This is a genomic window from Marinomonas primoryensis (assembly GCF_013372285.1).
GTDB lineage: Bacteria > Pseudomonadota > Gammaproteobacteria > Pseudomonadales > Marinomonadaceae > Marinomonas > Marinomonas primoryensis.
Genome location: NZ_CP054301.1, coordinates 3,537,680 through 3,560,052, shown reverse-complemented (window position 1 = coordinate 3,560,052; position 22,373 = coordinate 3,537,680). Strand labels below are relative to the sequence as shown.

20 protein-coding genes are annotated in these 22,373 nt (G+C 42.4%); 12 read left to right on the top strand and 8 right to left on the bottom strand.

Annotated elements, in window-relative coordinates:
- Positions 1-6: 6 nt before the first annotated feature.
- The 4 genes from MP3633_RS16555 to MP3633_RS16540 all read right to left on the bottom strand — a co-directional run bounded on the left by MP3633_RS16555 (position 7) and on the right by MP3633_RS16540 (position 3,551).
- The gene (locus MP3633_RS16555; RefSeq protein ID WP_112134686.1) at positions 7-498 is read right to left on the bottom strand and encodes a gluconokinase; all 492 of its coding nucleotides are present in this window, start codon (positions 496-498) and stop codon (positions 7-9) included.
- An 83-nt stretch (positions 499-581) separates the two neighbouring features.
- Entirely contained in the window at positions 582-1,898 is a 1,317-nt protein-coding gene (locus MP3633_RS16550) for a TRAP transporter large permease (protein ID WP_176336360.1), read from the bottom strand.
- Positions 1,891-2,448, bottom strand: a complete 558-nt coding sequence (locus MP3633_RS16545; RefSeq protein WP_176336359.1) for a TRAP transporter small permease subunit — start codon at positions 2,446-2,448, stop codon at positions 1,891-1,893. Before MP3633_RS16545 ends, MP3633_RS16550 begins: the two co-directional genes overlap by 8 nt.
- A gap of 86 nt (positions 2,449-2,534) precedes the next feature.
- Positions 2,535-3,551 (bottom strand): TRAP transporter substrate-binding protein, encoded by a 1,017-nt coding sequence (locus MP3633_RS16540; protein WP_112134679.1) that lies wholly within the window; start codon positions 3,549-3,551, stop codon positions 2,535-2,537.
- 511 nt (positions 3,552-4,062) lie between these two features.
- Between MP3633_RS16540 and siaA the strand changes: the two genes are divergently transcribed.
- The 10 genes from siaA (at position 4,063) to MP3633_RS16490 (ending at position 15,300) form a co-directional block, all read left to right on the top strand.
- A complete protein-coding gene (gene siaA / locus MP3633_RS16535; RefSeq protein WP_176336358.1) occupies positions 4,063-6,057 on the top strand; it encodes a biofilm regulation protein phosphatase SiaA in 1,995 nt (664 codons plus the stop codon).
- Positions 6,058-6,074: 17 nt separating this feature from the next.
- Positions 6,075-6,611 (top strand): biofilm regulation protein kinase SiaB, encoded by a 537-nt coding sequence (siaB, locus tag MP3633_RS16530; RefSeq protein ID WP_112134675.1) that lies wholly within the window; start codon positions 6,075-6,077, stop codon positions 6,609-6,611.
- A gap of 4 nt (positions 6,612-6,615) precedes the next feature.
- Positions 6,616-6,996 (top strand): biofilm regulation phosphoprotein SiaC, encoded by a 381-nt coding sequence (gene siaC, locus MP3633_RS16525; RefSeq protein ID WP_342356105.1) that lies wholly within the window; start codon positions 6,616-6,618, stop codon positions 6,994-6,996.
- Entirely contained in the window at positions 6,997-7,776 is a 780-nt protein-coding gene (locus tag MP3633_RS16520; RefSeq protein ID WP_176336357.1) for a diguanylate cyclase, read from the top strand. It abuts the gene before it with no gap.
- 468 nt (positions 7,777-8,244) lie between these two features.
- Complete coding sequence (locus MP3633_RS16515; RefSeq protein WP_176336356.1) at positions 8,245-10,122, top strand: DUF294 nucleotidyltransferase-like domain-containing protein; 1,878 nt, start codon at positions 8,245-8,247, stop codon at positions 10,120-10,122.
- Positions 10,122-10,787 carry a 3'-5' exonuclease gene (locus MP3633_RS16510; RefSeq protein WP_176336355.1) on the top strand — a complete coding sequence of 222 codons (666 nt, stop codon included), beginning with the start codon at positions 10,122-10,124 and terminating at the stop codon, positions 10,785-10,787. Before MP3633_RS16515 ends, MP3633_RS16510 begins: the two co-directional genes overlap by 1 nt.
- Before the next feature lie 1,124 nt (positions 10,788-11,911).
- Positions 11,912-12,724, top strand: coding sequence for a TIR domain-containing protein (locus MP3633_RS16505; RefSeq protein WP_176336354.1), 813 nt, complete (start codon positions 11,912-11,914; stop codon positions 12,722-12,724).
- Positions 12,725-12,741: 17 nt separating this feature from the next.
- On the top strand, positions 12,742-13,584 hold the full coding sequence (locus MP3633_RS16500; protein ID WP_176336353.1) for an ImmA/IrrE family metallo-endopeptidase: 843 nt from the start codon (positions 12,742-12,744) through the stop codon (positions 13,582-13,584).
- Positions 13,585-13,703: 119 nt separating this feature from the next.
- The gene (locus tag MP3633_RS16495; protein ID WP_176336352.1) at positions 13,704-14,669 is read left to right on the top strand and encodes a hypothetical protein; all 966 of its coding nucleotides are present in this window, start codon (positions 13,704-13,706) and stop codon (positions 14,667-14,669) included.
- A gap of 127 nt (positions 14,670-14,796) precedes the next feature.
- Complete coding sequence (locus MP3633_RS16490; protein ID WP_176336351.1) at positions 14,797-15,300, top strand: hypothetical protein; 504 nt, start codon at positions 14,797-14,799, stop codon at positions 15,298-15,300.
- Between the two features lie 176 nt (positions 15,301-15,476).
- Here the strand turns inward: MP3633_RS16490 and MP3633_RS16485 are convergent, their stop codons facing one another.
- From MP3633_RS16485 to MP3633_RS16470, 4 genes are all read right to left on the bottom strand, one after another.
- Positions 15,477-16,280: a UDP-2,3-diacylglucosamine diphosphatase gene (locus tag MP3633_RS16485; RefSeq protein WP_176336350.1), complete on the bottom strand. Its 804-nt coding sequence runs from the start codon at positions 16,278-16,280 to the stop codon at positions 15,477-15,479.
- 69 nt (positions 16,281-16,349) lie between these two features.
- Positions 16,350-18,137, bottom strand: a complete 1,788-nt coding sequence (locus MP3633_RS16480) for a GGDEF domain-containing protein (protein WP_176336349.1) — start codon at positions 18,135-18,137, stop codon at positions 16,350-16,352.
- Positions 18,138-18,444: 307 nt separating this feature from the next.
- Entirely contained in the window at positions 18,445-18,618 is a 174-nt protein-coding gene (locus MP3633_RS16475) for a hypothetical protein (RefSeq protein ID WP_176336348.1), read from the bottom strand.
- Between the two features lie 128 nt (positions 18,619-18,746).
- On the bottom strand, positions 18,747-19,637 hold the full coding sequence (locus MP3633_RS16470) for a helix-turn-helix domain-containing protein (RefSeq protein ID WP_176336347.1): 891 nt from the start codon (positions 19,635-19,637) through the stop codon (positions 18,747-18,749).
- Between the two features lie 286 nt (positions 19,638-19,923).
- Here MP3633_RS16470 and pobA point away from each other — a divergent pair, with 286 nt between their 5' ends.
- On the top strand, positions 19,924-21,126 hold the full coding sequence (pobA, locus tag MP3633_RS16465) for a 4-hydroxybenzoate 3-monooxygenase (protein WP_176336346.1): 1,203 nt from the start codon (positions 19,924-19,926) through the stop codon (positions 21,124-21,126).
- Positions 21,127-21,331: 205 nt separating this feature from the next.
- Entirely contained in the window at positions 21,332-22,363 is a 1,032-nt protein-coding gene (locus MP3633_RS16460; RefSeq protein WP_176336345.1) for a TRAP transporter substrate-binding protein, read from the top strand.
- The last annotated feature ends 10 nt before the right edge of the window (positions 22,364-22,373 follow it).

The following is a 22,373-nucleotide window of genomic DNA, read 5'->3' as shown; positions in this document are numbered from 1 at the left end:
TTTGTTCTATTGGTTTGATAATAGAGAAAGTGCTTCGTTCAAGACGGCATCTGCATCTTGGGAAATATCAATGACGAGTGCTTCCTCTTCTGTTGGCTCAATCAAGGTGGCAAATTGGCTTTCTAGCATTTCACGACCATTAAAATAGTGACCATCACGTTTTTGATGACGTTGCCAAATGGTATCAATGCTTCCTTTTAAATAGATCATGGTGACATCATCGAGACCTTGACGAAGCATGGCGCGGTATTCTGGTTTTAATCCAGAGCAAGCGATGACGACGGTCGAGTTGTCGGTCAATAGCGTATTTAGTGTGGCGAGCCAGTCTTTACGATCTTCGTCGGTTAGCGGAATGCCTTGGCGCATTTTGTCGACATTGGCTTGACTATGAAAGTCATCACCATCAAAAAAGCGATAACCAAGCTTGTCTGCAATGTTTTTACCAATCAAGGATTTGCCTGAGCCTGATACGCCTAATACTACAATTTTTTTTGTCATCTTCTTAAGTCCTTGTCGCCTTGCTGATATCAGCAAGGCTGTGTCGTTCAAAAAGCCGTGTTGAACGGCATGGTCTCAATGGGTTATTTCCACCAAAGGGCCAGCTCAGGAAAGAATATGACCAAGGCGAGTACGGCAATCTGCATTGCAATAAAAGGAAGCAAAGAGCTGAATATTTCACCAAGACTAATGTCTTTGGGGGCCACCGATTTAAGATAAAACGCGGCGGGGCCAAAGGGCGGAGAAAGGAAAGAAACCTGCATATTCAAACAGAACACCACACCAAACCAGATTGGGTCTAAGCCCAGACCGATAATGATGGGGACAAAGATCGGCATGGTTAGCAGCGCAACCCCGACCCAATCTAAGAACATACCCAAGACAAGCAAGATCACCATCATGATCATGATGGTGCCCATCACGCTGCCGCCACTTAAGGCAAGAATGATTTCTTCGACAAAACTGATACCGCCCATCAGGTTGTAAACACCAACAAGCGCGGTTGCACCAATGCCGATCCAGATAATCATGCCGCAGGTGCTCATCGTCGCGGTGGCGCTGTCTTTAAGCATGGAGAAGTTCAGTTCGCCACGAATAGCCGCACTGATGATGATGCCGACAACACCCAAAGCGGAGGCTTCCGTGACAGACGCCACGCCAGTATAAATACTGCCCAATACCATCATCACGGTAAGCAAAGGGAAAAGCAGTGCTTTGAAATAGTTAACGTCTTCGTCCGCGGCGAGTTCTTCTGCTGTTGGTAATGGCGCGTATTCTGGGTGAATACGACAAAGGATCAGCACGTAGGCCATGTAAGCGAACGCTAAGATAAAGGCCGGCAAGAAAGCCGCTTTAAAAAGGTCACCAATCGATACGCTGGCGGTTAGGCCATAAATGATCAATACGATACTGGGTGGCAGCATGGTGCCAAGCGCGCCGCCGGCACAAGTGGTACCAATAGCAAGTTTGCGGTTATAACCAAGGCGCAGCATTTGTGGCAAGGCCAGAATGCCCAGCAATACGGTTTCTCCGCCGATCACACCAGACATGGACGCCAATACAATCGCTACTAATAATGTTTGTACCGCAACGCCGCCGCGCAACTTACGACCAAATACCTTCATCGCATCAAAGAGATCACGTGCAATGCCGGATCTATCTAAGAGTGCGGCCATCAATACAAACATCGGTACAGCAAGGAACACATAGCTGCCCACAAAACTGTATAAGCGGCTGGTGATCAATGGCAAGGCGCCTACACCAAACCAACCGACTGCAAAAACCAGAGCCACTAACGCGGTAACGAACGCTAATTGCATCCCCGTTAGCAGTAATAAAATCATGGAACCGAGCATCAATAGGCTTCCGTAGCCTATGCCTATAGCGGATAAATCAAACATCGTCGCGTTTCCTTAAGCCATTTAATTCTTGTATTAGGTGCAAGGAGAACTGCACAAACATGATACAAAGCGTCATGAATATCATGCCTTTAACTAACGCAGGGAAAGCAGGATCCCAAGCCGATCCAGATGTTTCTAAACGAAAATCACCGAATGGTGTGAACCAAGAGTCTTGAACCATTTGATATGCAGCCCAGCTGAGCAATCCTGAAAAAGTGAGCCCCATAACGTGATGAAAAACATTCAACCAACGTCGTGTTCTATCAGAGACAATGTCGTAGATGAGCACCACACGCACATGTTTATCTATCGATAGAGCATAGATCCCACCATAAACAAACAAGCAACCACCCAGAAAAGAAGCCGTTTCATGAACCCACATAGTGGGGGCGTTAAAAACATAACGCATCAAGACTTCGTAAAAGGAAATGGCAACGGTGAAGATGAATAACAGGCTTAAGATATTGCCAAGTTTGAAAATAATGCGGTCTAAACCGTTTCTTGGCTGGTTTACTTTGTCGGGTGTTTGAGGATGAATTTCGTCTTGCATGATCATGATCCAATGAAAAAACAGGCGTTTACATAATAAACGCCTGTTGTGCTAGCTTAAAGGACGTCAGTAAGTGTTTTTAACGCTTATAGAAGACCATTTTCTTCTAGGTAAGTTGTGACAGAATCGTATACTTTTTGTGCGTTATCAGAGCCTTTAGCGAACTCTTTCCACTGCGTACGAGCAATAGCACGGAACTTTTTACGTTCTTCTTCAGACCAGTCATGAATCGTGATGTTTGGATCCGCTTGTGCTGCTTTTACGGCAGCTTGATCGGCAATACGCAATTGCGTGGTGATATCTTCTGCGAAGTCACGTACTGAAACCGTTAGGATTGACTGAATGTCAGCAGGTAATTTGTCCCATTTTTTCTTGTTCATTGAAATATCGATCAATGGCAAAGAATGGAAACCTGGTTGAACAGGGTGTGTTGCAATGTCGTTCATACCGGCTTTTTGGTTAGTAGAAAAAACAGTGTAGTCAGCCGCATCGATAACGCCTTTGCTAAGACCGGTGAATACTTCAGAACCTGGTAGGTTTACTGGAGCAGCGCCAGCAGCCGCGAAGACTCGCTGAACAAGACCTTCAGGTGCGCGCAGTTTCAGACCTTTCAAATCAGCAACGCTGTCTAGCGGAACACGAGATACCAATGACTCAACACCGGTTGTGGAACCACCAATGAATTTCACGCCGTAAGGAGCGTAAAGTTCGTTCATTAGCTCGTAACCACCACCGTAGTTAATGTATTGCAGAAGTTGCTGAGTGTTTGACCAAGCGCCTACTGTGTTACCGATCAAACCAAACGCTGGGTCTTTACCAGAGAAAAATTCAGTTGCCGTAATATGGCCATCTAGGATACCCATTTTAATGCCGTCTAGGGTTTCGGTATGTTTGAAAATACTACCAACAGGAAGCAAGTCGATATGAACACGGCCGCCCGTCATGGTTTCAACGCGTTCAACCCATTCTTTTTGAACTTGAAAGTTCTTGTCACCCGCTGGATCAGAGGATTGAAACTTAAAGTTATAATCCGCTGCAATCGCAGAGGTAGAGAGGATGCCGGCCATCGTGGCGGTCAATAGTGTGGTGCTGAATTTACTCATGGTATCGCTTCCTATTGTTTTTTTTTTGAAAGAACATTTTTAGAAGATGTGCCTAGGTTGTCGGTATATGTTACCGGTAACTAAGACGGGATGTTACCGGTAACTTTTCCTCTTCGTCAAGCCTTTATTCGCAGATTTTTTAGTTAAACCATAGATGATTGATATCCATAAGAAAATTTTCTTATGTCTTTTTTAGTGAGACATTAGTGGGACTAAGGTTGGATTTACTATTATGAAACATCAAGTTTTGTCTTGTCTGGAAAAGTGATTAATCACGACATTGAGTGATGGTAGGTTTGGCCTACAAGTCGCTTAGAAATTAACCCATTTAGAAAATGAGCGATTTGTTTGGCTTAACACCACAATATTGATCTTTATCAACGTTGTTTTGCTGATTATGCCGCTTACTTCTTTACTAAAAGAGAGCTAGGCAACAAACTATTCCTTTACTGTATTTTTGACAAAAATTTGTTGTTAAAAATTGTGTGTTTGAACAAAAGGATACTCAGAAATGGCCCGTTGGGGATTACGTGGTAAATCGTTATTTGCTTTGGCAAGTACTTGCCTTTTTGCGTTGTTAATTATCGCTGTTATTGGTTGGTCCTTTGTTCAAAAAGGGCAAGAATATTCAGCGGAAAATTACGCAGACAGTTTTACTCAGTTAAATTATCAACGCATATTAACGCCAGTTTCAAGAGAAGTGGCGTTGGCAGAGCGCTTTGCGAGTTCAACTGTTATAAAAGCGTGGTTGAATAACCCTGAAGACCCAGAGTTGAGAAAGATTTGGCTTGAAGAAACGCAAGGCTATCTTGATGCCTTTCAAAACCACGCGATGTTCATTGTGAATGATTCGACTCGGCATTATTACTTTGCAGACCAGGATAACGCACTGACAACGACCCCAAAATATGCCCTAAGTGAAACGAATAATACCGACAGTTGGTATTTCTCTACGCGAGCCAAAACCGAGCCTTTTAGCATCAATGTGAACTACGACGAAGTCCTTAAGGCGATGAAAGTTTGGATTAATTTTCCGGTTCGTGACCAAGGTCAGTTTATTGGTTTGGCGGGAACCGGCTTTTCATTGGATCGTTTTACGGCGCAATTTCTTGAGAACCAAGTTCAGGGCGTGACGCCTTTTATTATCAATGCTGATGGCGCTATAGAGATTCATCGAAATAAGGCGCTGATTGCCTACAATGCAAAAAACAGCGGCAGTGATGTGCAGTCTATCTATTCAATGTTAGACGACAGTAAGTCTAAAAAAAGAGTAAAAGAGGCATTAGTTCAAGCACAAAGCGAAGAGGGAAAAGTCACTACGGTTAGTGTGCAGCAAGACGGGCATAAGCAGTTGATGTCTTTTGTGTATTTTCCGTTATTAGATTGGTTTGTTGTAACCAATATAGATTTGGCCAATGTCAGTATTTTTGACGCCAGTTTGGTGTTGCCTGCGGTCAGTGTTTTTGTGTTGCTGTTGGTACTATTGCTCGTTGTTTTTGGCTTTGTGGTGGAGCGGTTATTGATAGCGCCGATTCGTCAGTTACAACAGTCGGCAAAAAACATTGCCAGCGGTTCCTATGATGTATCATTGACGGCGGGCGGTAATGATGAAATAGGAGACTTAAGCAAAACCTTTAATAAAATGGCGCAGCAAGTAAGAAGCCACACTCAAGAACTTGAAGAAAAAGTACAGGCTCGTACGGCGGAATTAGAGAAAGTTCATGAAAAGGTATTAGAAGCGCATGGAAAAATTGGCGCGTCTATCGACTATGCTAGCCTTATCCAAAGGTCGATTCTTCCTGATCGTCAAATGCGTCAGTTATTAGGGGAAGAGTACAGCGTTATTTGGCGTCCCCGTGATGTTGTTGGTGGTGATTTTTATGTATTCCACACCACAGATGAAGGGTGTTTGTTAGGGATTGTTGATTGTGCGGGGCATGGTGTTCCTGGCGCTTTGATGACTATGTTAATGCGCGCCGCAATTGATTATTCCATCGCTAGGATAGGGATCGAAGATCCTGCTGCTTTGCTAAGTTTGATTGATGGCACATTGCGCTCTATGTTGAACGAAGAAGTCAGCGCCAAAAAAGTCGCAACCAACGCGGATGTTGGTTTAGTGTATATACCGAAAGACGGTAGCATTATGCGTTTCTCTGGTGCGAAAATTGCGCTGTATGCAAGTAATGGTGAAGAATTCATTAAATATGATTCTGGCCGTCGAGCATTAGGTGATCGCCGTCGAGGTGACTATGAGAATACCGATTTGCCAATGACTGAGTGGACTTATTATATGACGACAGATGGTTTTCTAGATCAATCTGGCGGCGATAAAAACTTTGGTTTTGGTAATCAGCGTTTTGAAGCATTAATAAAAGAAAATGCGGCCTTACCTTTAAAGGAACAATCCGAGTCTTTTGAATCAGCATTAGATCAGTACATGGGAGACCAACCGCAAAGAGATGACATTACACTGCTGTCATTCCGATTTGATATCAATAACCACTAATCACAAGGGTAGGTGAGATGAGTTCGCCAGATTTATATGGATTAAGAGAACGCTTTGAAAAAGACAATATCTTATTGTGTTTTAATGGCCCTATTTCCCGTAGTTTGATTGAGGAAATTGGTAATGCGTTAAAGAATTATTTGAAATCTGAACAGTTGTCCCCGGCATCTGCTTTGGACGTGTTTGCTGCGTACATTGAATTAACACAAAATATTAGACATTACGCGACGTCATCGCAATTGCCCGGTGCGGATACGGCAACCGTGATCGTGAGTCATTATGACGGATGCTATAGTGTTGCAGCAGGCAATATTGTTAGAGCAAGCGATGGTAGAAAATTAGTGGAGCGTATTGAATCATTTGCAAACATGGATAAAGCCGAACTAAAAACCGCATACAAGACTCAACTTCGTCAGCCTCGTGATGCCGATGCCGTGACCGGTGCAGGGCTGGGGTTAATTGATATGGCACGAAAATCTTCGAAACCGATGGAAACAACGCTTAAAGAGATCGGAAACGACACAGCCTATTTTAGTCTAAGTATAAAAATTTGAGAAAATGAATATGAATGATTTATTAATAGAGGGAAGCGTTTCTTCTCCTACAGTGAGAGGGGAATGGGAGAATGGAATACTCTATATGGAAGGAGATTCCTATCCAGAAAATTCCTATGAGCTTTATAGTTCTATGGTTGCTTGGGTAGCGAGTTATCTGAAAGAAAGTTCTGAACCACTGACGCTTGAACTGACATTGTTATACCTTAATACAAGCAGCATTAAAGTAATGATGGACATGTTTGATGAGATGGAAGAGTGCTTTCAAGAAGGTCGCCAAGTGGCTGTAAACTGGTACTTCGATGCAGAAAATGAACGCGTGGCTGAGTTGGCTGAAGAATTCAAAGAAGATTGTACGTTTCCTTTTAAAATCATAGGTAAATAAATGAAGACGGATTTTGCTGAACTTGAAAAAAACATTCAGGATATTCTGGCGGCACCTGAATATCAGGATCACCCTGCAAGTAAAGCCTTAAGTCAGCTTTGGGACGTTAATCAAGAGCAGTGGAATCGTATGGATCGCTTAACTCGATTGTCTGATTCATACCAAGATGTCATGATCCAACAGGGAAAAAGTCTTAGTGAGCGTTTTGACAAACACGTGCGACAATTAGAGAAAATGACCAGAATTTCAGATCGCTATCAGCGTAGTTTACGGCAGCTGAATATCGAACTAGAGAAGACTTCATTAATAGATCCGCTGACGGAATTACCTAACCGACGTATGATAATGAAGCAGTTATCTCAAGCATTTTCTGGCCAGCAAAAAGAAAGCTTAAGCATCGCAATGATAGACATTGATTACTTTAAAAAAGTAAATGATGAATTTGGCCATCAAGTGGGTGATAAGGTGTTAATCGCTTTAAGCAGATTGATGGAAAGTGTGGTTGGTGATCGTGGTGTTATTGGTCGCTGGGGCGGTGAAGAATTTTTAGTGATATTGACCAGTCCCAAATTTGAAAATGCGGTTGCGCTTCTTGAATCGCTTCGTTCTAAAGTGAATGCTTATACTCATCAAGTAGATGATAAAACCGTTTTAACCAGTGTTAGTATCGGTATTGCAGAGTATCAAGAAACTGACTCGATGGATTCATTACTCTCGAGAGCAGATAGCGCTTTATACTCGGTTAAATCCAAAGGGCGAAATAGTCTAGTGATTGGATGATTTTAAGCGGCTATCGTCAGGCTGTTAAAATGAAAAAAGGGGCATCTCAAAGAGATGCCCCTTTTTTATGTTTGTCTGGATAATATTTAAATAGCTATTTTGTCTCATAGGGAAGGTGCGAATAAGTCTACTAAGCCTCAGTCTTTCAGAGAAATCGTCAAATAAGGCGCGACTCTGAAGGAATGTAGGTACCTTTCAAAGAGTCGCAACGTAGTGTGGAATTTTCCCTGAAAGACCCGAAGGGCATGGCCTAAAAGCCTGAATTCTTTTTTGAGCACCTCGAAAATAGGTTAACTATTCACATTCGGTACTCGCCTCGAATTACACGCTTTTATCCACATGCTGAGGCAAGGGAGCTTGTTCGCCTCTTCCCTAGACATTGGTCTAAGAAACGTTTTATTGACTAGAATAAAAGAGCACACTCTTTTACATCGATAAAAATGAACTTACACAAATGAGAATAATAAAATGGCCGCTATCGATATTCCTGAAGTCCATAAATTCATCGAAACCATTCCGCCTTTTTCGGGCTTAAGCTTATTAGAGCGAAAGCAGATATTGACTGGGGTGTCTATGTTGTATGTGCGTCAGGGGCAAACACTGGTGCTAAAAGACGACTCAGCGACGGTACATCTTATTCGCCGAGGCGCCTGTGAAATCCGCACGCCCAAAGGTGGCTTAGTGGATCAAATTGCCGATGGTGAATGCTTTGGTGTGTCCAGTGTGATGGCGCAAAATCCCGATGGGTTACAGGTTGTCGCCATGGAGGACAGCCTTGTTTATCGTTTTGACAAAATACGCTTTATAGAAATGCTTGAAAAGAATGAAGCGTTCGGACTTTTCTTTGAACATACTCAGCACAACCGCTTACGAAAGCTCACCCGCAGCCAGAGTAACGAGTTAGCTTCTCCCGCGTTGCAATTATCGACGCCCGTCGCCCACATTATGACGCGGCAGTTAATACAAGCCACGCCAAAAGAAACGGTACAAACCATCGCTATGCGTATGACGGAAGCGCGAGTTAGTTCCATTTTGGTGGTAGAAGAGGGCCGCTTGCAGGGTATTGTCACCGATCGAGATTTACGCTCACGCATTTTAGCGGTCGGCGGATCTTCGGACTCTCTGGTGGCCAATGTGATGACCGCGTCTCCTGTGACGTTATCGCCAAATTCATTGGTTATGCAAGCGCAAACCTTGATGAGTGAAAGTAACATTCATCACTTGCCTATTGTCGACGAAGAGCACCAAGCCGTTGGTATGTTGACGGCAGCCGATCTATTACGCCATCAAGAACTCAGTCCGCTTTTATTGATTAATCTAATCCATCGTCAGCAATCCGTAGAAAGCCTTGCTCGTGTTTGCAAACAATGGCCGACCTTGATTATTAATCTGATTGTTACCGATATGAAAGCCGCAGATGTGGGCAAGGTGCTGGCGACCGTGAGTGACAATTTAACGCGACGTTTGATTGAATTAGCGCTCGAAAAGCTTGGCCCAGCGCCGATGGACTTTCAGTTTTTAGTCTTTGGTTCCCAAGCGCGTCGGGATCAATCTCTGGGCAGTGATCAAGACAACGGATTGATGCTTGAGCGTGAGCCAAGCACGGAAGAGAGTCTCTATTTTGCCGATCTATCCGAATTCGTTTGTCAGGGGTTAGGTTTGTGCGGTATCCGACTTTGCCCTGGTAACATCATGGCCAGCAACCCCGAATGGCGAAGGACAACAGACGGTTGGCAGCAGGCGTTTTCGCGTTGGATAAAAAGCAGTGCGCCCAGTGCGTTGCTGCATGCCAGCATCTTTTTCGACATTCGTTGCGTTTATGATAATGGCAAAAGTGAAGGTGAAGCGGTAAAGGATTTAATCAAGGCGATGCAGTTAGAAGTGAGTAAAAACAGTGTGTTCTTGGCCACCTTGACTCGCAGTGCATTGGTGACAAAACCGCCGCTGGGCTTCTTTCGGCATTTCTTATTGGAATCGTCTGGTGAACACAAGCATCAGCTGGATTTAAAGCATCAAGGCTTGGCATTGATTAATGACTTAGCGCGCCTTTATGGTTTGTCTTGCCAAACGTATCGCGTTGGAACTCTGGATCGAATTGAACAAGCGATTCGTGAAAAGCTCATCAGTGTCGATACCGCCCGTAACTTGATGGACGCATGGGATAAATTAAACGGCTTACGTTTAGAGGCGCAAAGCCGTCACTTTCAAGCAACAGGGAAAGCCAGCGCTTATTTAGACCCGAAGGATTTGAGTCCTTTAGAACGCAAACACTTAAAAACCACCTTTAGTATTATCAGTGAGGTTCAAGATGTCGCTCAACAGCGTTTCCTAAGGGGGTACAGCTAATGCTGTCGAGGTTTATTCACAAGCTGAAAGCCTGGTATTTGGCTCGCCAGTCGGTAAAACGGCGTTGGTCTGAGTGGGATTATTTGGTGTTGGATATTGAAACGTCAGGATTGAATGCCAAGCAAGATCATATCGTCAGTGTTGGTTGGGTGTGTATTCAAAACGGCGTTATTGAATTGGACACGGCTCGTCATATCGTACTCGACAATGCCCAGATTGGCGACAATGTTGGCATTCACATGATTACCGACTCGGATGTGCAGCAGCACGGCAAAAGACAAGAAAGTGTGTTGCGTTATTTACGACATTTATTAAGAAATCGAGTGTTAGTCGTGCATCATGCGCCAATGGAGCTTGGGTTTTTAAAACAGTCTTGGTTAGAACACGCGTTGCCCACGTTTTCGCTCAGTTGGTTGGATACCTTGGCAATCGAAAGGTCGAAAGCCAATAGAGCTCAGCAACCGATTCAAGATGGTGGCTTTCGCCTTGATGCCTGCCGAGAACGATATGGCTTACCAGAATACCAAGGTCACGATGCATTGACAGACGCCTTAGCTACCGCAGAATTGTTATTAGCGCAAATTGCCTACCAAGGCAGAGACTGCCGGTTATACGATTTAAATCAAATGGGAGGCGGGCGAACGAGACTCGTGCCTCGCTCGTAACGCTCTGTTCCCTCCCATTTCTTCAAGGGGAGGGTTAGGGTGGGGTTCTGTGGTCTCGTTCCCATGCTCCTGCGTGGGAATGCATATAATTCCCATTCAAACGCTTTGTATCCCCGACCTTTATTCCGATTTTAGAATACGGGGTCAGGGTGTAGGCCTGTATGAGGGAGGTACGACCGTAATCAGGCGAAGAAAGCGAAGCTTTCATTGTATGGTCGAGGCTTTAGCCCGACGCGCAACTTCGTCGCGTCGAACTGACTTCATTGGAGTTTCAATGGTGAAAAACTAAGAGGGTAGGCCTGTATGAGGGAGGTACGAATTGTGATCAGGCGAAGAAAGCGAAGCTTTCACTATGGTAGGTCGAGGTTTAGCCCGACGCGCACTTCGTCGCGTCGAACTGACTTCAATGGGAGTTTCAATGGTGAAAAACTAAGAGGGTAGGCCTGTATGAGGGAGGTACGACCGTAATCAGGCGAAGAAAGCGAAGCTTTCATTGTATGGTAGGACGAAGCTTTAGCCCGACGCGGAATTTATAGGTTCCATTCAAACGCTTTGTATCCCTGACATTTATTCCGTTTTTTAATTCAGGAAAAAGCTAAGCGTGTAACTTTAAGATTTTTATAAAGTCGCGCAACTTCGTCGCGTCGAGCTGACTTCCAGAGAGGAGCATAAACTAAAGATACGTCATTCCCGCGAAGGCGGGAATCAAGCTTTTATGGAATAGGATAAATTCTCTTTGAAGTGTAGCCTACTTCATTTTTGGGTGAAATTTAAAACGTAATTTACGGGTGGATATACAGCTTATTTTTAGGTTGCCAAATTTCGGCTCGCTTTGTCTAAAAAACAACCAATAAATTGCTCGTTTACACTAGTGAAAGACAGTAAAGCCTTTTACTATCAATGGCTAAGATGACCTTCAGTCGAAATAACGTGCTGTGGATAAAAGACATAACGCGCACGCTCGTTTTCCCGATTTTTAGATTTGTGGTTAAGTTTCTAAAGTCTATTAAAATTAGTTGTTTAGGAATGTTTTTGTAGGTTTGGAACAATGTGTAAACGAGCGTGCGCACTATTAAAATGTTAGGCTTTAAGTCAGATTTGGTTGCACCTTATAAGGAATTAAATTGAGTATTGAATTTTTAGAAAATGATTTTGATAAGGTGAGTTACCTTGCAAATTTGTTAACAGCAAGAGCAACTGGATTATCAGCTGAAAATGGTGAGTTTGAATTTCTGCGAAGAGAGCTTCTACAAAATTCAGATGTTGCGTCCATGCTACCTAGCTGGATTAAACAACATAGAAATTTAGATTCATTTTGGGGTTTTATTAAAGAGAAATACGGCACTTATGCAGAGCGACGTACATATATCTCAGAACAATTTACTCCTTTATTAGATTTCCTTGAATTTGGTCAGTCTCCTACACCTGTTAGTCAAACAACTAGCAATACTTCCAAAGTTCCTCCAGCTAACACGACAACCGTTGCCAGAAACAAACGAAAAGTTTTTATAGTTCACGGTCGTGATAATGAAGCAAAATATGAAGTTAGTCGTTTCATTGAACAGCTGGGTTTAGAAGTAATAATTCTGCATGAGCAAGCTAATGCAGGCATGACCATAATTGAAAAAATAGAACACTATTCTAACGATGCTGATTTTGCACTTGTCTTATACACAGGTTGTGATCATGGGCGTGGGGTGCATGAGTCGGATGTACCGCCTAAGAATAGAGCCAGACAAAATGTGGTATTTGAGCATGGTTACTTAATGGCAAAACTAGGAAGAGAAAACGTGTGTTCATTGGTCAAAGGGCAGATAGAAACACCAAACGATATCAGTGGTGTAGTCTACGTTCCACTTGATGAAAATTCAGGTTGGAAAAATTCAGTGGCTAAAGAGCTCACAGAATGTGGTTATAAAATAAATACATTTTTTTAATTTGTTAAGGGAAGAGCATGGGAACCACTAGTGGTTATGAAATCGCTGAAGCTGCTTTTTCAGATATTGAGTCATTTTTTCTTAGTCCTGTTAATTTTCAAATCAACAGAGAGTTGAATGTTACATCGATGAGAGGGAATGCTGCAATTAGGGGGAGCGGTAAGACTGCAAGAGTTAGGCTTTCATATGAATTTTGCAATTATGAATTGTCTGCATTGGAAGATTATATTTTTGTTTTAACCATTATTTGCCATGAGTTAGCTCACTATTTGAATTTTCACAATGAATATAAAGATGAAACAGAATTAGACAGTGTTGCTCTGGAGTCGAGAGCAGACCATTTTGGCGCACAGATATTGATGGTACTCATTACTTTTGGTTCTAAAACAACTAGGCTTATGAAGCAAGTTGATGCTGCAATTAACCCTACGGTGATTACCAAGAGTATCGGTAAATCATTGCGCTTAATCTATGATGAAATATACATAAATGGTAATTCAGAACTATACCCTGAACCGAAATTAAGAGTGGGAATATCAATTGCGGGTTATCTTTCATTTTATCATAGATACTTCGGAAGCTTACCTGAAGGGTTTACGGTTAGATTTCTATTAACTGTAATGCGTGAAGGGAATCTATCTGGCTTACTTGAAGGCTTCGATGAAAACCAACAAGAAAATGCTGTAGAAAAAATAACTAGTACTCACGCTCAATTGCAAGAACGGTTTCCGTTAATGATTTTAGGCTTCAAACAAAAGTTTGGTTATTTCCTCACTTCTCAATTTGATGCTAGTGAAAATGATAGAACCAAACACCGAATGATGCTCGAAAAACATGTAAGTGAATTTGAGCTTAGTTAATTAAAGCCTAACAAGCTGTTAAACAAGGACAAAAAACAGTTGGTTTTGCTCCTTCGTCGCTAATTTTAACCAACTATTTTTTGCCTGTTAACAGGGCGTTATATTTCTAAGGAGCACGGATGCCAAATTGGCTATTAGATAGATTGTTTGATGGTGGAGACCAAGCTGAACCAAGATTTGCTTTTCAAGGAACCGTTAATTGGATGAGAGCGCTAGCAGAAGTGGTTAACTCTGGAGCGTGTGATGATGACGAGCTTGAATCTTTATATCGAAGAGTCGCTAGAAGGCAAATCAATCAAGAAGCGGATACTTTAGTATTTGAAAATATGCATATGGCATATCATAACCTAGCTTCCTTAGATGCAATGAATAATGATGCTTTGGATAAATATGACATTTGTCGTTCGGCAATTGTATCTTGGTATTATTCTGTATATTTTGCAGCTAGTGCTATGGTTGCTGCTTCCTCTGGTTCAATTCAAGAGACACACACAGCAACAGCTAAAGTCTGGCAAGCTGATATTGCTGAACGAAATCTTATCCCTTACCCATTTGATCTATATTTGAGCAGTTTAGTAACCACGACAGCAGAAGCTGAGATTTCAGAATATCGCGGAACTAATGACTATGATTTAAATCATCGTGCTCATGATCCTGATATGGCTCATGGAGCAATAGTGTCTTATTTAAAAGGAACACATAAGTATAAGAAATGGGAAGCGGAAGAACGTATTAAAAATTCTAGAGAGTTTAAAGCACTTAATGTTGACAACTTTCGTAAAAAAGTAGCCCGAGAACTTCGAGACAAAACTTTAGATAAAGGTCAGGTGAATTTTTTAATTCAAGCATTCAGGTATAGAGGAAAAGCTAACTATAGAGATTCTATATTTTTATCTTATGGTGATAATAATGAAGGAACGATTGATCAGTTTATTGAAGATTTAAATGATGTTGCCTTCGGCTTTCTTAGAGCCGCTTCGAGGTATTGTTCTAAGAGAGTAGAAAGAGGAACTTGGGCGCTCTTTGTTGAGGATATAGAGGACAACACACGTCTATCTATTGGCATTGACGCAATCGAAATATAACAAGTCGTTTAAAAAGGACAAAAAACAGTTGGCTTTTGCTCCTTCGTCGCTAATTTTAGCCAACAATTTTTTGCCTCTTAACTAGGCGTTATACACCAAACCTTAAATTACAATGCGAGGCTTTCTATTGAAAATAATACCTATAGCAACTCTTCCAGTTTATAGATTAACTAGAGAAGAATATTATGCTAAACGTGACCAATTTTCGGAAAAGGCAATTTTTGGAGGTCACGATGGTGAATTTAAAAGAGAGTACGCAAAAAAAGATCCTAGTTGGTATTCGACATATAAAATGCATTTAGACACTTCTTATGGCGGCGCTTGGAATTACAATGAAGTGATCGGTTATATTGAATTACACTTTATGGGCAATCAAGTTCGTGGTTCTTATTGGCAGGATAACAAGAAACGTTTTGTTAAAAGCCGTAAAAAGCAATTTGTTTACCAAACACACAAATTATGCGCTGAAAAAAGTTTTTCTCGTAAGTCGACTCGTGAAGAAATTTATGATGTTGTCTTGGCTTATGTTGAGAGTTGTCGAAAAGAATTAAAGGGTCGCTATATTGATGACTCTACGCTTCTGGGACTTGGTAAACATATAGACTGGATTTCACTATATAAAGGTGTATAACAAGGCGCTTAAACGGAACAAAAACAGTGGGTTACGTTTCGCTACACATTATAACCCACAATTTTTGTCCGCTTAGCGCGGCGTTATACCCTTCAATGAATCAAGAGGATTTATGGCAAATAAGGAATATAGGGTCAGATAAAAAATTAGCCTTATTTTTCATCCGACCTTTTTATTCAGCTTCTAGAAGGCAGCGGTGACAACCCCCAATCTTCTTCTTTCGGTTCAGTTGCCAAGACTCTTGGGTTTTCTGACCAATGCAAAAGGCTCATTTCCCCTGCGGCGGATTCTGTTAGCGCTGTGCAATGCTCGACCCAATCCCCATCGTTGCAATAAAGAATGTCGTCTTTGATACGAAAAGAAGCGAAGTGAATATGCCCGCAAATATAACCATCTACTTTTTGGTTTTTAGCGGATTTTAGCGCGGCGGTTTCGAAGCGTTCGATGAATTCTTTGGCTTTGTTAATGTGACTTTTTAAATACCCAGCGAACGACCAATAAGGCAAGCCAAATAGGCGCCTCGCGCCATTTATCCATTGGTTTAGTGTGAGCATGAGCCCGTGTGCTTTATCGCCAATGGCGAGCATCAGAGGGCTGATTTTAACCATCTGATCGAACTCATCACCGTGGCTTACATGAAATGTACGGCCATTGGCTGTTTTATGACGTGCGTTGAGGCGAATGTCGATGCCAGACAAGGTTTGCCCAACAAACTGGCGGAAAAAAGCATCATGATTACCGGGGATATAGATCACCTTGGTGCCAGATTTTGCCATGGCTAAAATTTGCTCTACGACGTGATGGTGAGATTCAATAAAATACGCACGATGACGCATTTCTTGTAGGTCGATAATGTCGCCAACCAAGTAAAGTGTGTCTGTCTTAATGTTTTGCAAAAAATCTAATAAATGCAACGCCTGACAGGCTTTTGTCCCTAAATGAACGTCAGAAATAAACACGGATCTAAATCTTGTCTGCATAAGCACCTCCAGCTCGTTATTATTAGATTAGACGGTGTTTATGACAGACTTATGTGTTCTTTGTGACCGTTAGATCACAATGGATGAAATCGTCGATTCCGGAGCGTCATCGATAAGGTGAGGTTGCAGATATAAATGGTTACCGCCCTGTTGTTTGGCGGATTTTTTGGCTTGTGCCGCCAGCTCTGCTACTTGGTGATGGTTGGTGCAGTGTTTAGGGATTGGCTGAACCACGCCAATCGCTAAACTTAAGATGGGATGGAAAAGGGTTTGGCCTTGACGGGTTTTTGTCCAGACGCCGCCTTCTTGAAGCGTTTCATCAGAATAAAACTCGCGTACTTGTCGAGCAAATTCTACTAATATTTTTTCACACTGATGCTGCCAGTTGACATCTCCGAAGATAACCACAAAGTCGTCACCTCCAATGTGACCAATGAAATTGTCGTTAGTTGATACGAACTCTTTGATCAAATAGCCGACTAGCTGAATGACAGCGTCGCCCTTTGAATAACCAAAAAAGTCGTTAAAGGGTTTGAAATCATTCAGGTCAAAATACGCCACGTGAAAGTCTTCATTGGCTAATAACCGGCGACTGACTTCTCGATGTATTGGTACGTTGCCAGGCAATAAAGTGAGCGGGTTTGAGTAGGTGGCATTTTGAATTTTTAATTCGGTGATGCGCTTCAATAGGTCTCTTAGATGACCAATACCAATGAATTTCCCATCGCGAACGACAATAATTTCGTTGTTTAGGGTGTCGGCTTCTTGATTGGTCATTAAGGTTGAAACACTGGAAAGGCTGACATAGCTTTCCACTATTAGCACATCGTAACTGAGTAAATTAGTGACGGGTTTATGCTCATAGAGTGCACGGCCATACGGCGTAGAAAAAAGCTCATGCAGTTGATTTCGTCGTATCACCCCAACCGGTTCGTGCTGTCTATTTACGATAGGAATCGCCATCAAATCGGGTTGTTTTTTGAAGTATTGAGACGCATCTTCTAACAGGCTGTCTTCTTGTAAGCTTGCGGTAGGACGACATAAGGTTTGCACTGTCTCGGCGTGATCTTCTTGAAACTGTGAACGACGCTGTGCGTGCTTTACTAAGTAAGGATGGGTTGAAAACGCCGGTGTCTCTGTTGGCCGTCCAAGAAAATAACCTTGGCCAAAGGTAACGCCAATTTCAATCAGTTGGTCGAGCTCTTGCTGTGTTTCTATCCCCTCAGCAATAAGCAAACAGTTTAAGCGTTGAGCAATGGTTAAAATAGAGCGTACAAATTCGCGTTTGATTTCGTCTTTATCTACGTTTTTAATAAAGTGCTTATCAATCTTTACAATATCTGGCTGTAACTCTGACCAAAGCTGCAATCCTGAATAGCCAACGCCTAAATCATCAATGGCCACTTGGAAGCCCATTTCTCGATAATGGTCGACACTGCTACGAGGCAAGCCATTATGGTCGTAAGGGTGTTGTTCGGACAGCTCGATAACGATGTCTTTTTGATCTAATCCCAGCTCATTAAGAATGGCGAGCGTCATGCCAGATTGATGATCCGGCGACGCCAATAAAGAGGCGCTGACGTTTAGGAATAAACGTCCTTCTAAGGACAATTTGGCGAATTTCGAAAGGGCTTTCTCACGACAAAGTAATTCCAGCTTGTGGAGTTTTCCTTCTTGTTGAGCCAATGCAAATAGTGGGTCAGGAGTAAATAGAGCGGAATTCTTGGGGCCGCGCGAGAGTGCTTCGTGCCCATAAACTTCCCCATTTTTTAGGTCATAAATAGGCTGGAAATAAGGCGTAATTAATCCATTTACAAGGATTTTTTCAAGCAGCGTACTGTTGTCTAATGGGCTCATTTTTTTCTCAAATACATCTAGATTAAAAAAGTGGCTAGATGGGCATTTTATGTCATATTTATGACATTTTGATGACTGAGTTTGAGATGAGAATGGTGACTGAGGATGTGTTCTATAAAGGATTATAAGACCCCGTTACCGGATCGATTTCTTATTATTGCTTTCGATCATCGGGAACATTGGGTTCTTTATTGTCGTTATTTTATTTGTGTCACAGCGGCTGTTTTGTTGTTCGTAATAAGAGTTAACAACGGCAGAGAATACAAATACAGTAGACGTTAACGTGTTCGTTTGGTGCTTAGTGTTGTTACGCTGATTTTAATGGGCGACTAACAGTAAGGTTTGCAAAGAATGCTATTACATTCGCTTTCATTTTTTTAAAAGCGGCAGCGTAGTATGCTCGGCGTAATTCGTACGCTTTTTCTACATAAAAATCAGTATCAAGGTTACCAAAGCTGTCATATTTGTAATCGGTTTTCATAATGATTCTCCTAAAAGTAAGTCATATTTGACACTGCCTATAATAGGATTTGACCAACCATTCAGCAAACGATCAATTTTCAGCTTATAGGTTAGAAAAATTCACCATTAGAAGCGTGGAGAAACGCGTTAAATAGAAGGTTGATTGCTCAAAACGCGAAATTTACCAGGCGTTACACCTGCGGTTCTTTTAAAAAATCGAGAAAAGTAGCCCGGATCTTTAAACCCTAAGTCATAACTTATTTCTTCAACGGATCGTACGGTATAAATGAGACTTCGTTTGGCTTCAATCAAGAGTCTATCGTGGACGAGATCGAGTATGCTTTTGTTGAATGCTCGTTTACTAACACGATTTAAACGGCTGGTGGATGTGCCTAATGCCTGCGCATATTGATTGCTTGTCCAGTGCTGCCGGTAGTGATTTCCGATTAACTCTTTGAGTTGCTGCGCATGGCTGCCTTCGGTTTTGTTGCTCACATTGGCTACGCCACTGCTGTGTTGGCGATGCAACAATAACAAAATGGCTTTAATAAGGTATTCGCTCATTAAGGCTCTTCCTTCACGTATGAACGCTGACTCACTTTCAAGCTGCTGGATTAGTGGCCAAAGCTCAGAAAAAACATTGCGATGACTATTTAAATTGATATAGCAGGCTTGACTGAGCAGCGGTTTGATAAATGCCGCGGCTTTTTCTTGGTAGGCATCTTCGAGCAAGGGTTCTGCAATGCTAATGACTCGACCATCTGTATTTGGGGAGAACCGAAAGCCATGTACCATTCCTGCGGGCACGATAATAGCCCACGCGCCTTGCAGTTTGCGTTGTTGTTCGTCCAATTGAACTTGCGCCTCTCCCGATTTAAGAATAAGAATTTGGAAAAGCTGAGCATGACGATGAGGATTTATCTTCCAATCTAGGTTACTGCTGCGCGATTCAATGTCTTCAATGTGGAAAAACTCTGGGTCATTGATCCAGCTGGATTCGCCATAAAGCCCAAAATGTGGAATGGTAGGTTGCTTCATACACTTCTTCTTATTTGTTAAAAATGTACTTTATGTATTGTTTTTTAATAATAGTAGAACGTTAAAATACACGCTGATACATAGCCCTTTATAAGGAAAAAGTGCATTAAAGTCATTTAATTCTCTGATTAAATAGAGATATAAAAATATAAATTGATAAAAAAGTACAATTTTTTGAACAAAAATCACCTAACGCCTCATTCGTTAATCTTCCACTATTACAACACTTAATAGGTTGATGTGTTTGTCAGCATCGAAGAAAAACAATAAATGAAGGTGTGAGAAAATGAAAACTCAAGTTGCAATCATAGGTGCTGGTCCGTCAGGTTTATTGCTTGGTCAATTACTATCAAAGCAAGGCATTGATAACGTTATTATCGAACGTGCTGCGGGAGATTATATTCTTGGCCGTATTCGTGCGGGTGTACTTGAACAAGGCATGACGGATCTACTTCGCGAAGCGGGCGTTGGTGAACGCATGGACCGTGAAGGCCAAATACATACTGGCGTAGAGTTAGCATTTAACAACAAGCGCGTTAAAATTGAGTTAGAAAAACTGACTGGAGGCAGTACCGTGATGGTTTACGGCCAAACAGAAGTGACTCGCGACTTAATGGAAGCACGTTCAGCCGCCGATTTAACCACCTATTATGAGTCTAGTCACGTGGTTCTTCACGATGTAAAAACCGATTCGCCTTATGTGACGTTCGAGCAAGGTGGTGAAGAATATCGCCTAGATTGTGACTATATTGCAGGTTGTGATGGTTTCCACGGCGTGTCTCGTCCCACCATTCCTGAGTCTTCTCGTAAAGAATTTGAGCGTGTTTATCCATTCGGCTGGTTAGGTGTTTTGTCTGATACTCCGCCTGTGAATGATGAGCTTATTTACTGCAAAACGGATCGTGGTTTTGCCATGACGAGTATGCGCTCCGCGACACGTTCTCGTTATTACCTTCAGGTGCCCCTTACTGATAAAGTCGAAAATTGGAGCGATGATGATTTTTGGACAGAGCTGAAACGTCGTCTTCCTGATGATGTCGCTGAAAAGTTGATCACAGGTCCGACGATTGAAAAGAGCATTGCGCCATTGCGTTCTTTTGTGTGCGAACCGATGCAATATGGCAACCTTTTCTTGGTCGGCGATGCTGCTCACATCGTACCGCCAACGGGTGCGAAAGGTTTAAACCTCGCAGCATCGGATGTGGCGACGCTGAATAAAATATTAACGCGCGTTTATAAAGACGGTGATAAAGCGTGTATTAATCAATACTCTGAAATCTGTTTGCGTCGAGTTTGGCATGGCGAGCGTTTTTCATGGTGGATGACGAGTATGTTGCATGACTTTGGTGATGATGGCGCAAACAGCACGGATGCAGAGACTTATGGACGCTTCATGAGCTCAGAACTGAATTTTTATACAGACAATGAAGCGGGCCGCCGTGTGATTGCAATGCAATACGTTGGATTGCCTTACGAAGACCTGTCTTAAAAGATCCAGAAAGTCGGATAGCGATTAGATGCTTTTTGAGAATAGGTACGGTTTTTCTCTTTGAGATTTTATGACGCTATCCAATTTTTCAATACCTCAAATTTATAATCAATTACCTTTTTGACAATTAGGTTGTTAGTCTCCTAAATGCAAAGTGGTTCTAAAAACTGCCTATAAAAAAAACAACGCTATTTGGGAGTCGATCATGATAAGAATAATAAAACACGCGGCAATAACGGCTATTGCTGCCTCTGTTATTGTCAGTGCTCAAGCAAACGCATCCGCAGAATATACATTGCGTTTTAGTCACTTCTTTCCTGAGGTTTCGGGCCCAAGTAAGGGTTTGTTCCAGAAATGGGCTGAGGCGGTAGAAGTGGAATCAAACGGGCGCATTGATGTTCAGATGTATCCTTCTAGCACGCTAGCTAAGCCGCCCGCTCAGTACGATGCAGTGAAGAATAGCATTGCAGACGTGTCTGTTTCCGTTCAAGGCTATACAGCAAACCGTTTTCCACTAACGCAAATTGTGGAGTTACCAGGTGTTTCTCAAGGTGCGGCGCAAGGTTCTTGTATTGTTCAGTCACTGTATGATGAAGGCCTTATTTCTAACGAATACAGCCAAACTAAACCTCTGTTCTTGTTTACACATGGGCCAGGTGGCATTCACACCACTGAGAAAGAAATAAAGGTACCTAAAGACTTAGAGGGTTTACGTATCCGTCGTCCTACGGCTGTGGTTGCAAAACTGCTTGAAGGCCTTGGTGCACAACCTGTTGGCATGCCAGCTCCTGACTCTTATCAGTCTACTCAACGTGGTGTGATTGATGGTGTTGCGTTGCCATGGGAAGGTCAATATACATTCCGTCTAAACGAATTAACTCAGTACCACACAGACGTAGGTGGTCTTTATACGCTGGCCTTTATTATGACGATTAACAAATCGTTTTATAACCACCTTCCAGCGGACCTTAAAAAGGTGATCGATCATAACTCAGGCATGGCATGGTCTAAAAAAGCAGCCATCGTATTTGATGATTTGGATGAGAAAGGTCGCGCTCAAGCCATCGAAATGGGACATAACATTACCGTCATTGAAGGCGGTGCAGAAAATCCTTTGTGGAAACCAGTTCTTTATCAAGCAACAGAAGATTACTTGAATGAACTACAGCAAAAAGGATTACCTGCTTATAAAGTGTATGCTCGTGCTGTTGAGCTGTCTCAGTCAGCTTGTAAATAACGGTAGTTAA

Excerpts from the sequence above, each read along its gene's own strand:
- MP3633_RS16555 (WP_112134686.1), bottom strand. The coding sequence starts at position 498 with ATGACAAAAAAAATTGTAGTATTAGGCGTATCAGGCTCAGGCAAATCC.
- MP3633_RS16550 (WP_176336360.1), bottom strand. The coding sequence starts at position 1,898 with ATGTTTGATTTATCCGCTATAGGCATAGGCTACGGAAGCCTATTGATG.
- MP3633_RS16545 (WP_176336359.1), bottom strand. The coding sequence starts at position 2,448 with ATGCAAGACGAAATTCATCCTCAAACACCCGACAAAGTAAACCAGCCA.
- MP3633_RS16540 (WP_112134679.1), bottom strand. The coding sequence starts at position 3,551 with ATGAGTAAATTCAGCACCACACTATTGACCGCCACGATGGCCGGCATC.
- siaA (WP_176336358.1), top strand. The coding sequence starts at position 4,063 with ATGGCCCGTTGGGGATTACGTGGTAAATCGTTATTTGCTTTGGCAAGT.
- siaB (WP_112134675.1), top strand. The coding sequence starts at position 6,075 with ATGAGTTCGCCAGATTTATATGGATTAAGAGAACGCTTTGAAAAAGAC.
- siaC (WP_342356105.1), top strand. The coding sequence starts at position 6,616 with ATGAATATGAATGATTTATTAATAGAGGGAAGCGTTTCTTCTCCTACA.
- MP3633_RS16520 (WP_176336357.1), top strand. The coding sequence starts at position 6,997 with ATGAAGACGGATTTTGCTGAACTTGAAAAAAACATTCAGGATATTCTG.
- MP3633_RS16515 (WP_176336356.1), top strand. The coding sequence starts at position 8,245 with ATGGCCGCTATCGATATTCCTGAAGTCCATAAATTCATCGAAACCATT.
- MP3633_RS16510 (WP_176336355.1), top strand. The coding sequence starts at position 10,122 with ATGCTGTCGAGGTTTATTCACAAGCTGAAAGCCTGGTATTTGGCTCGC.
- MP3633_RS16500 (WP_176336353.1), top strand. The coding sequence starts at position 12,742 with ATGGGAACCACTAGTGGTTATGAAATCGCTGAAGCTGCTTTTTCAGAT.
- MP3633_RS16495 (WP_176336352.1), top strand. The coding sequence starts at position 13,704 with ATGCCAAATTGGCTATTAGATAGATTGTTTGATGGTGGAGACCAAGCT.
- MP3633_RS16485 (WP_176336350.1), bottom strand. The coding sequence starts at position 16,280 with ATGCAGACAAGATTTAGATCCGTGTTTATTTCTGACGTTCATTTAGGG.
- MP3633_RS16480 (WP_176336349.1), bottom strand. The coding sequence starts at position 18,137 with ATGAGCCCATTAGACAACAGTACGCTGCTTGAAAAAATCCTTGTAAAT.
- MP3633_RS16475 (WP_176336348.1), bottom strand. The coding sequence starts at position 18,618 with ATGAAAACCGATTACAAATATGACAGCTTTGGTAACCTTGATACTGAT.
- MP3633_RS16470 (WP_176336347.1), bottom strand. The coding sequence starts at position 19,637 with ATGAAGCAACCTACCATTCCACATTTTGGGCTTTATGGCGAATCCAGC.
- pobA (WP_176336346.1), top strand. The coding sequence starts at position 19,924 with ATGAAAACTCAAGTTGCAATCATAGGTGCTGGTCCGTCAGGTTTATTG.
- MP3633_RS16460 (WP_176336345.1), top strand. The coding sequence starts at position 21,332 with ATGATAAGAATAATAAAACACGCGGCAATAACGGCTATTGCTGCCTCT.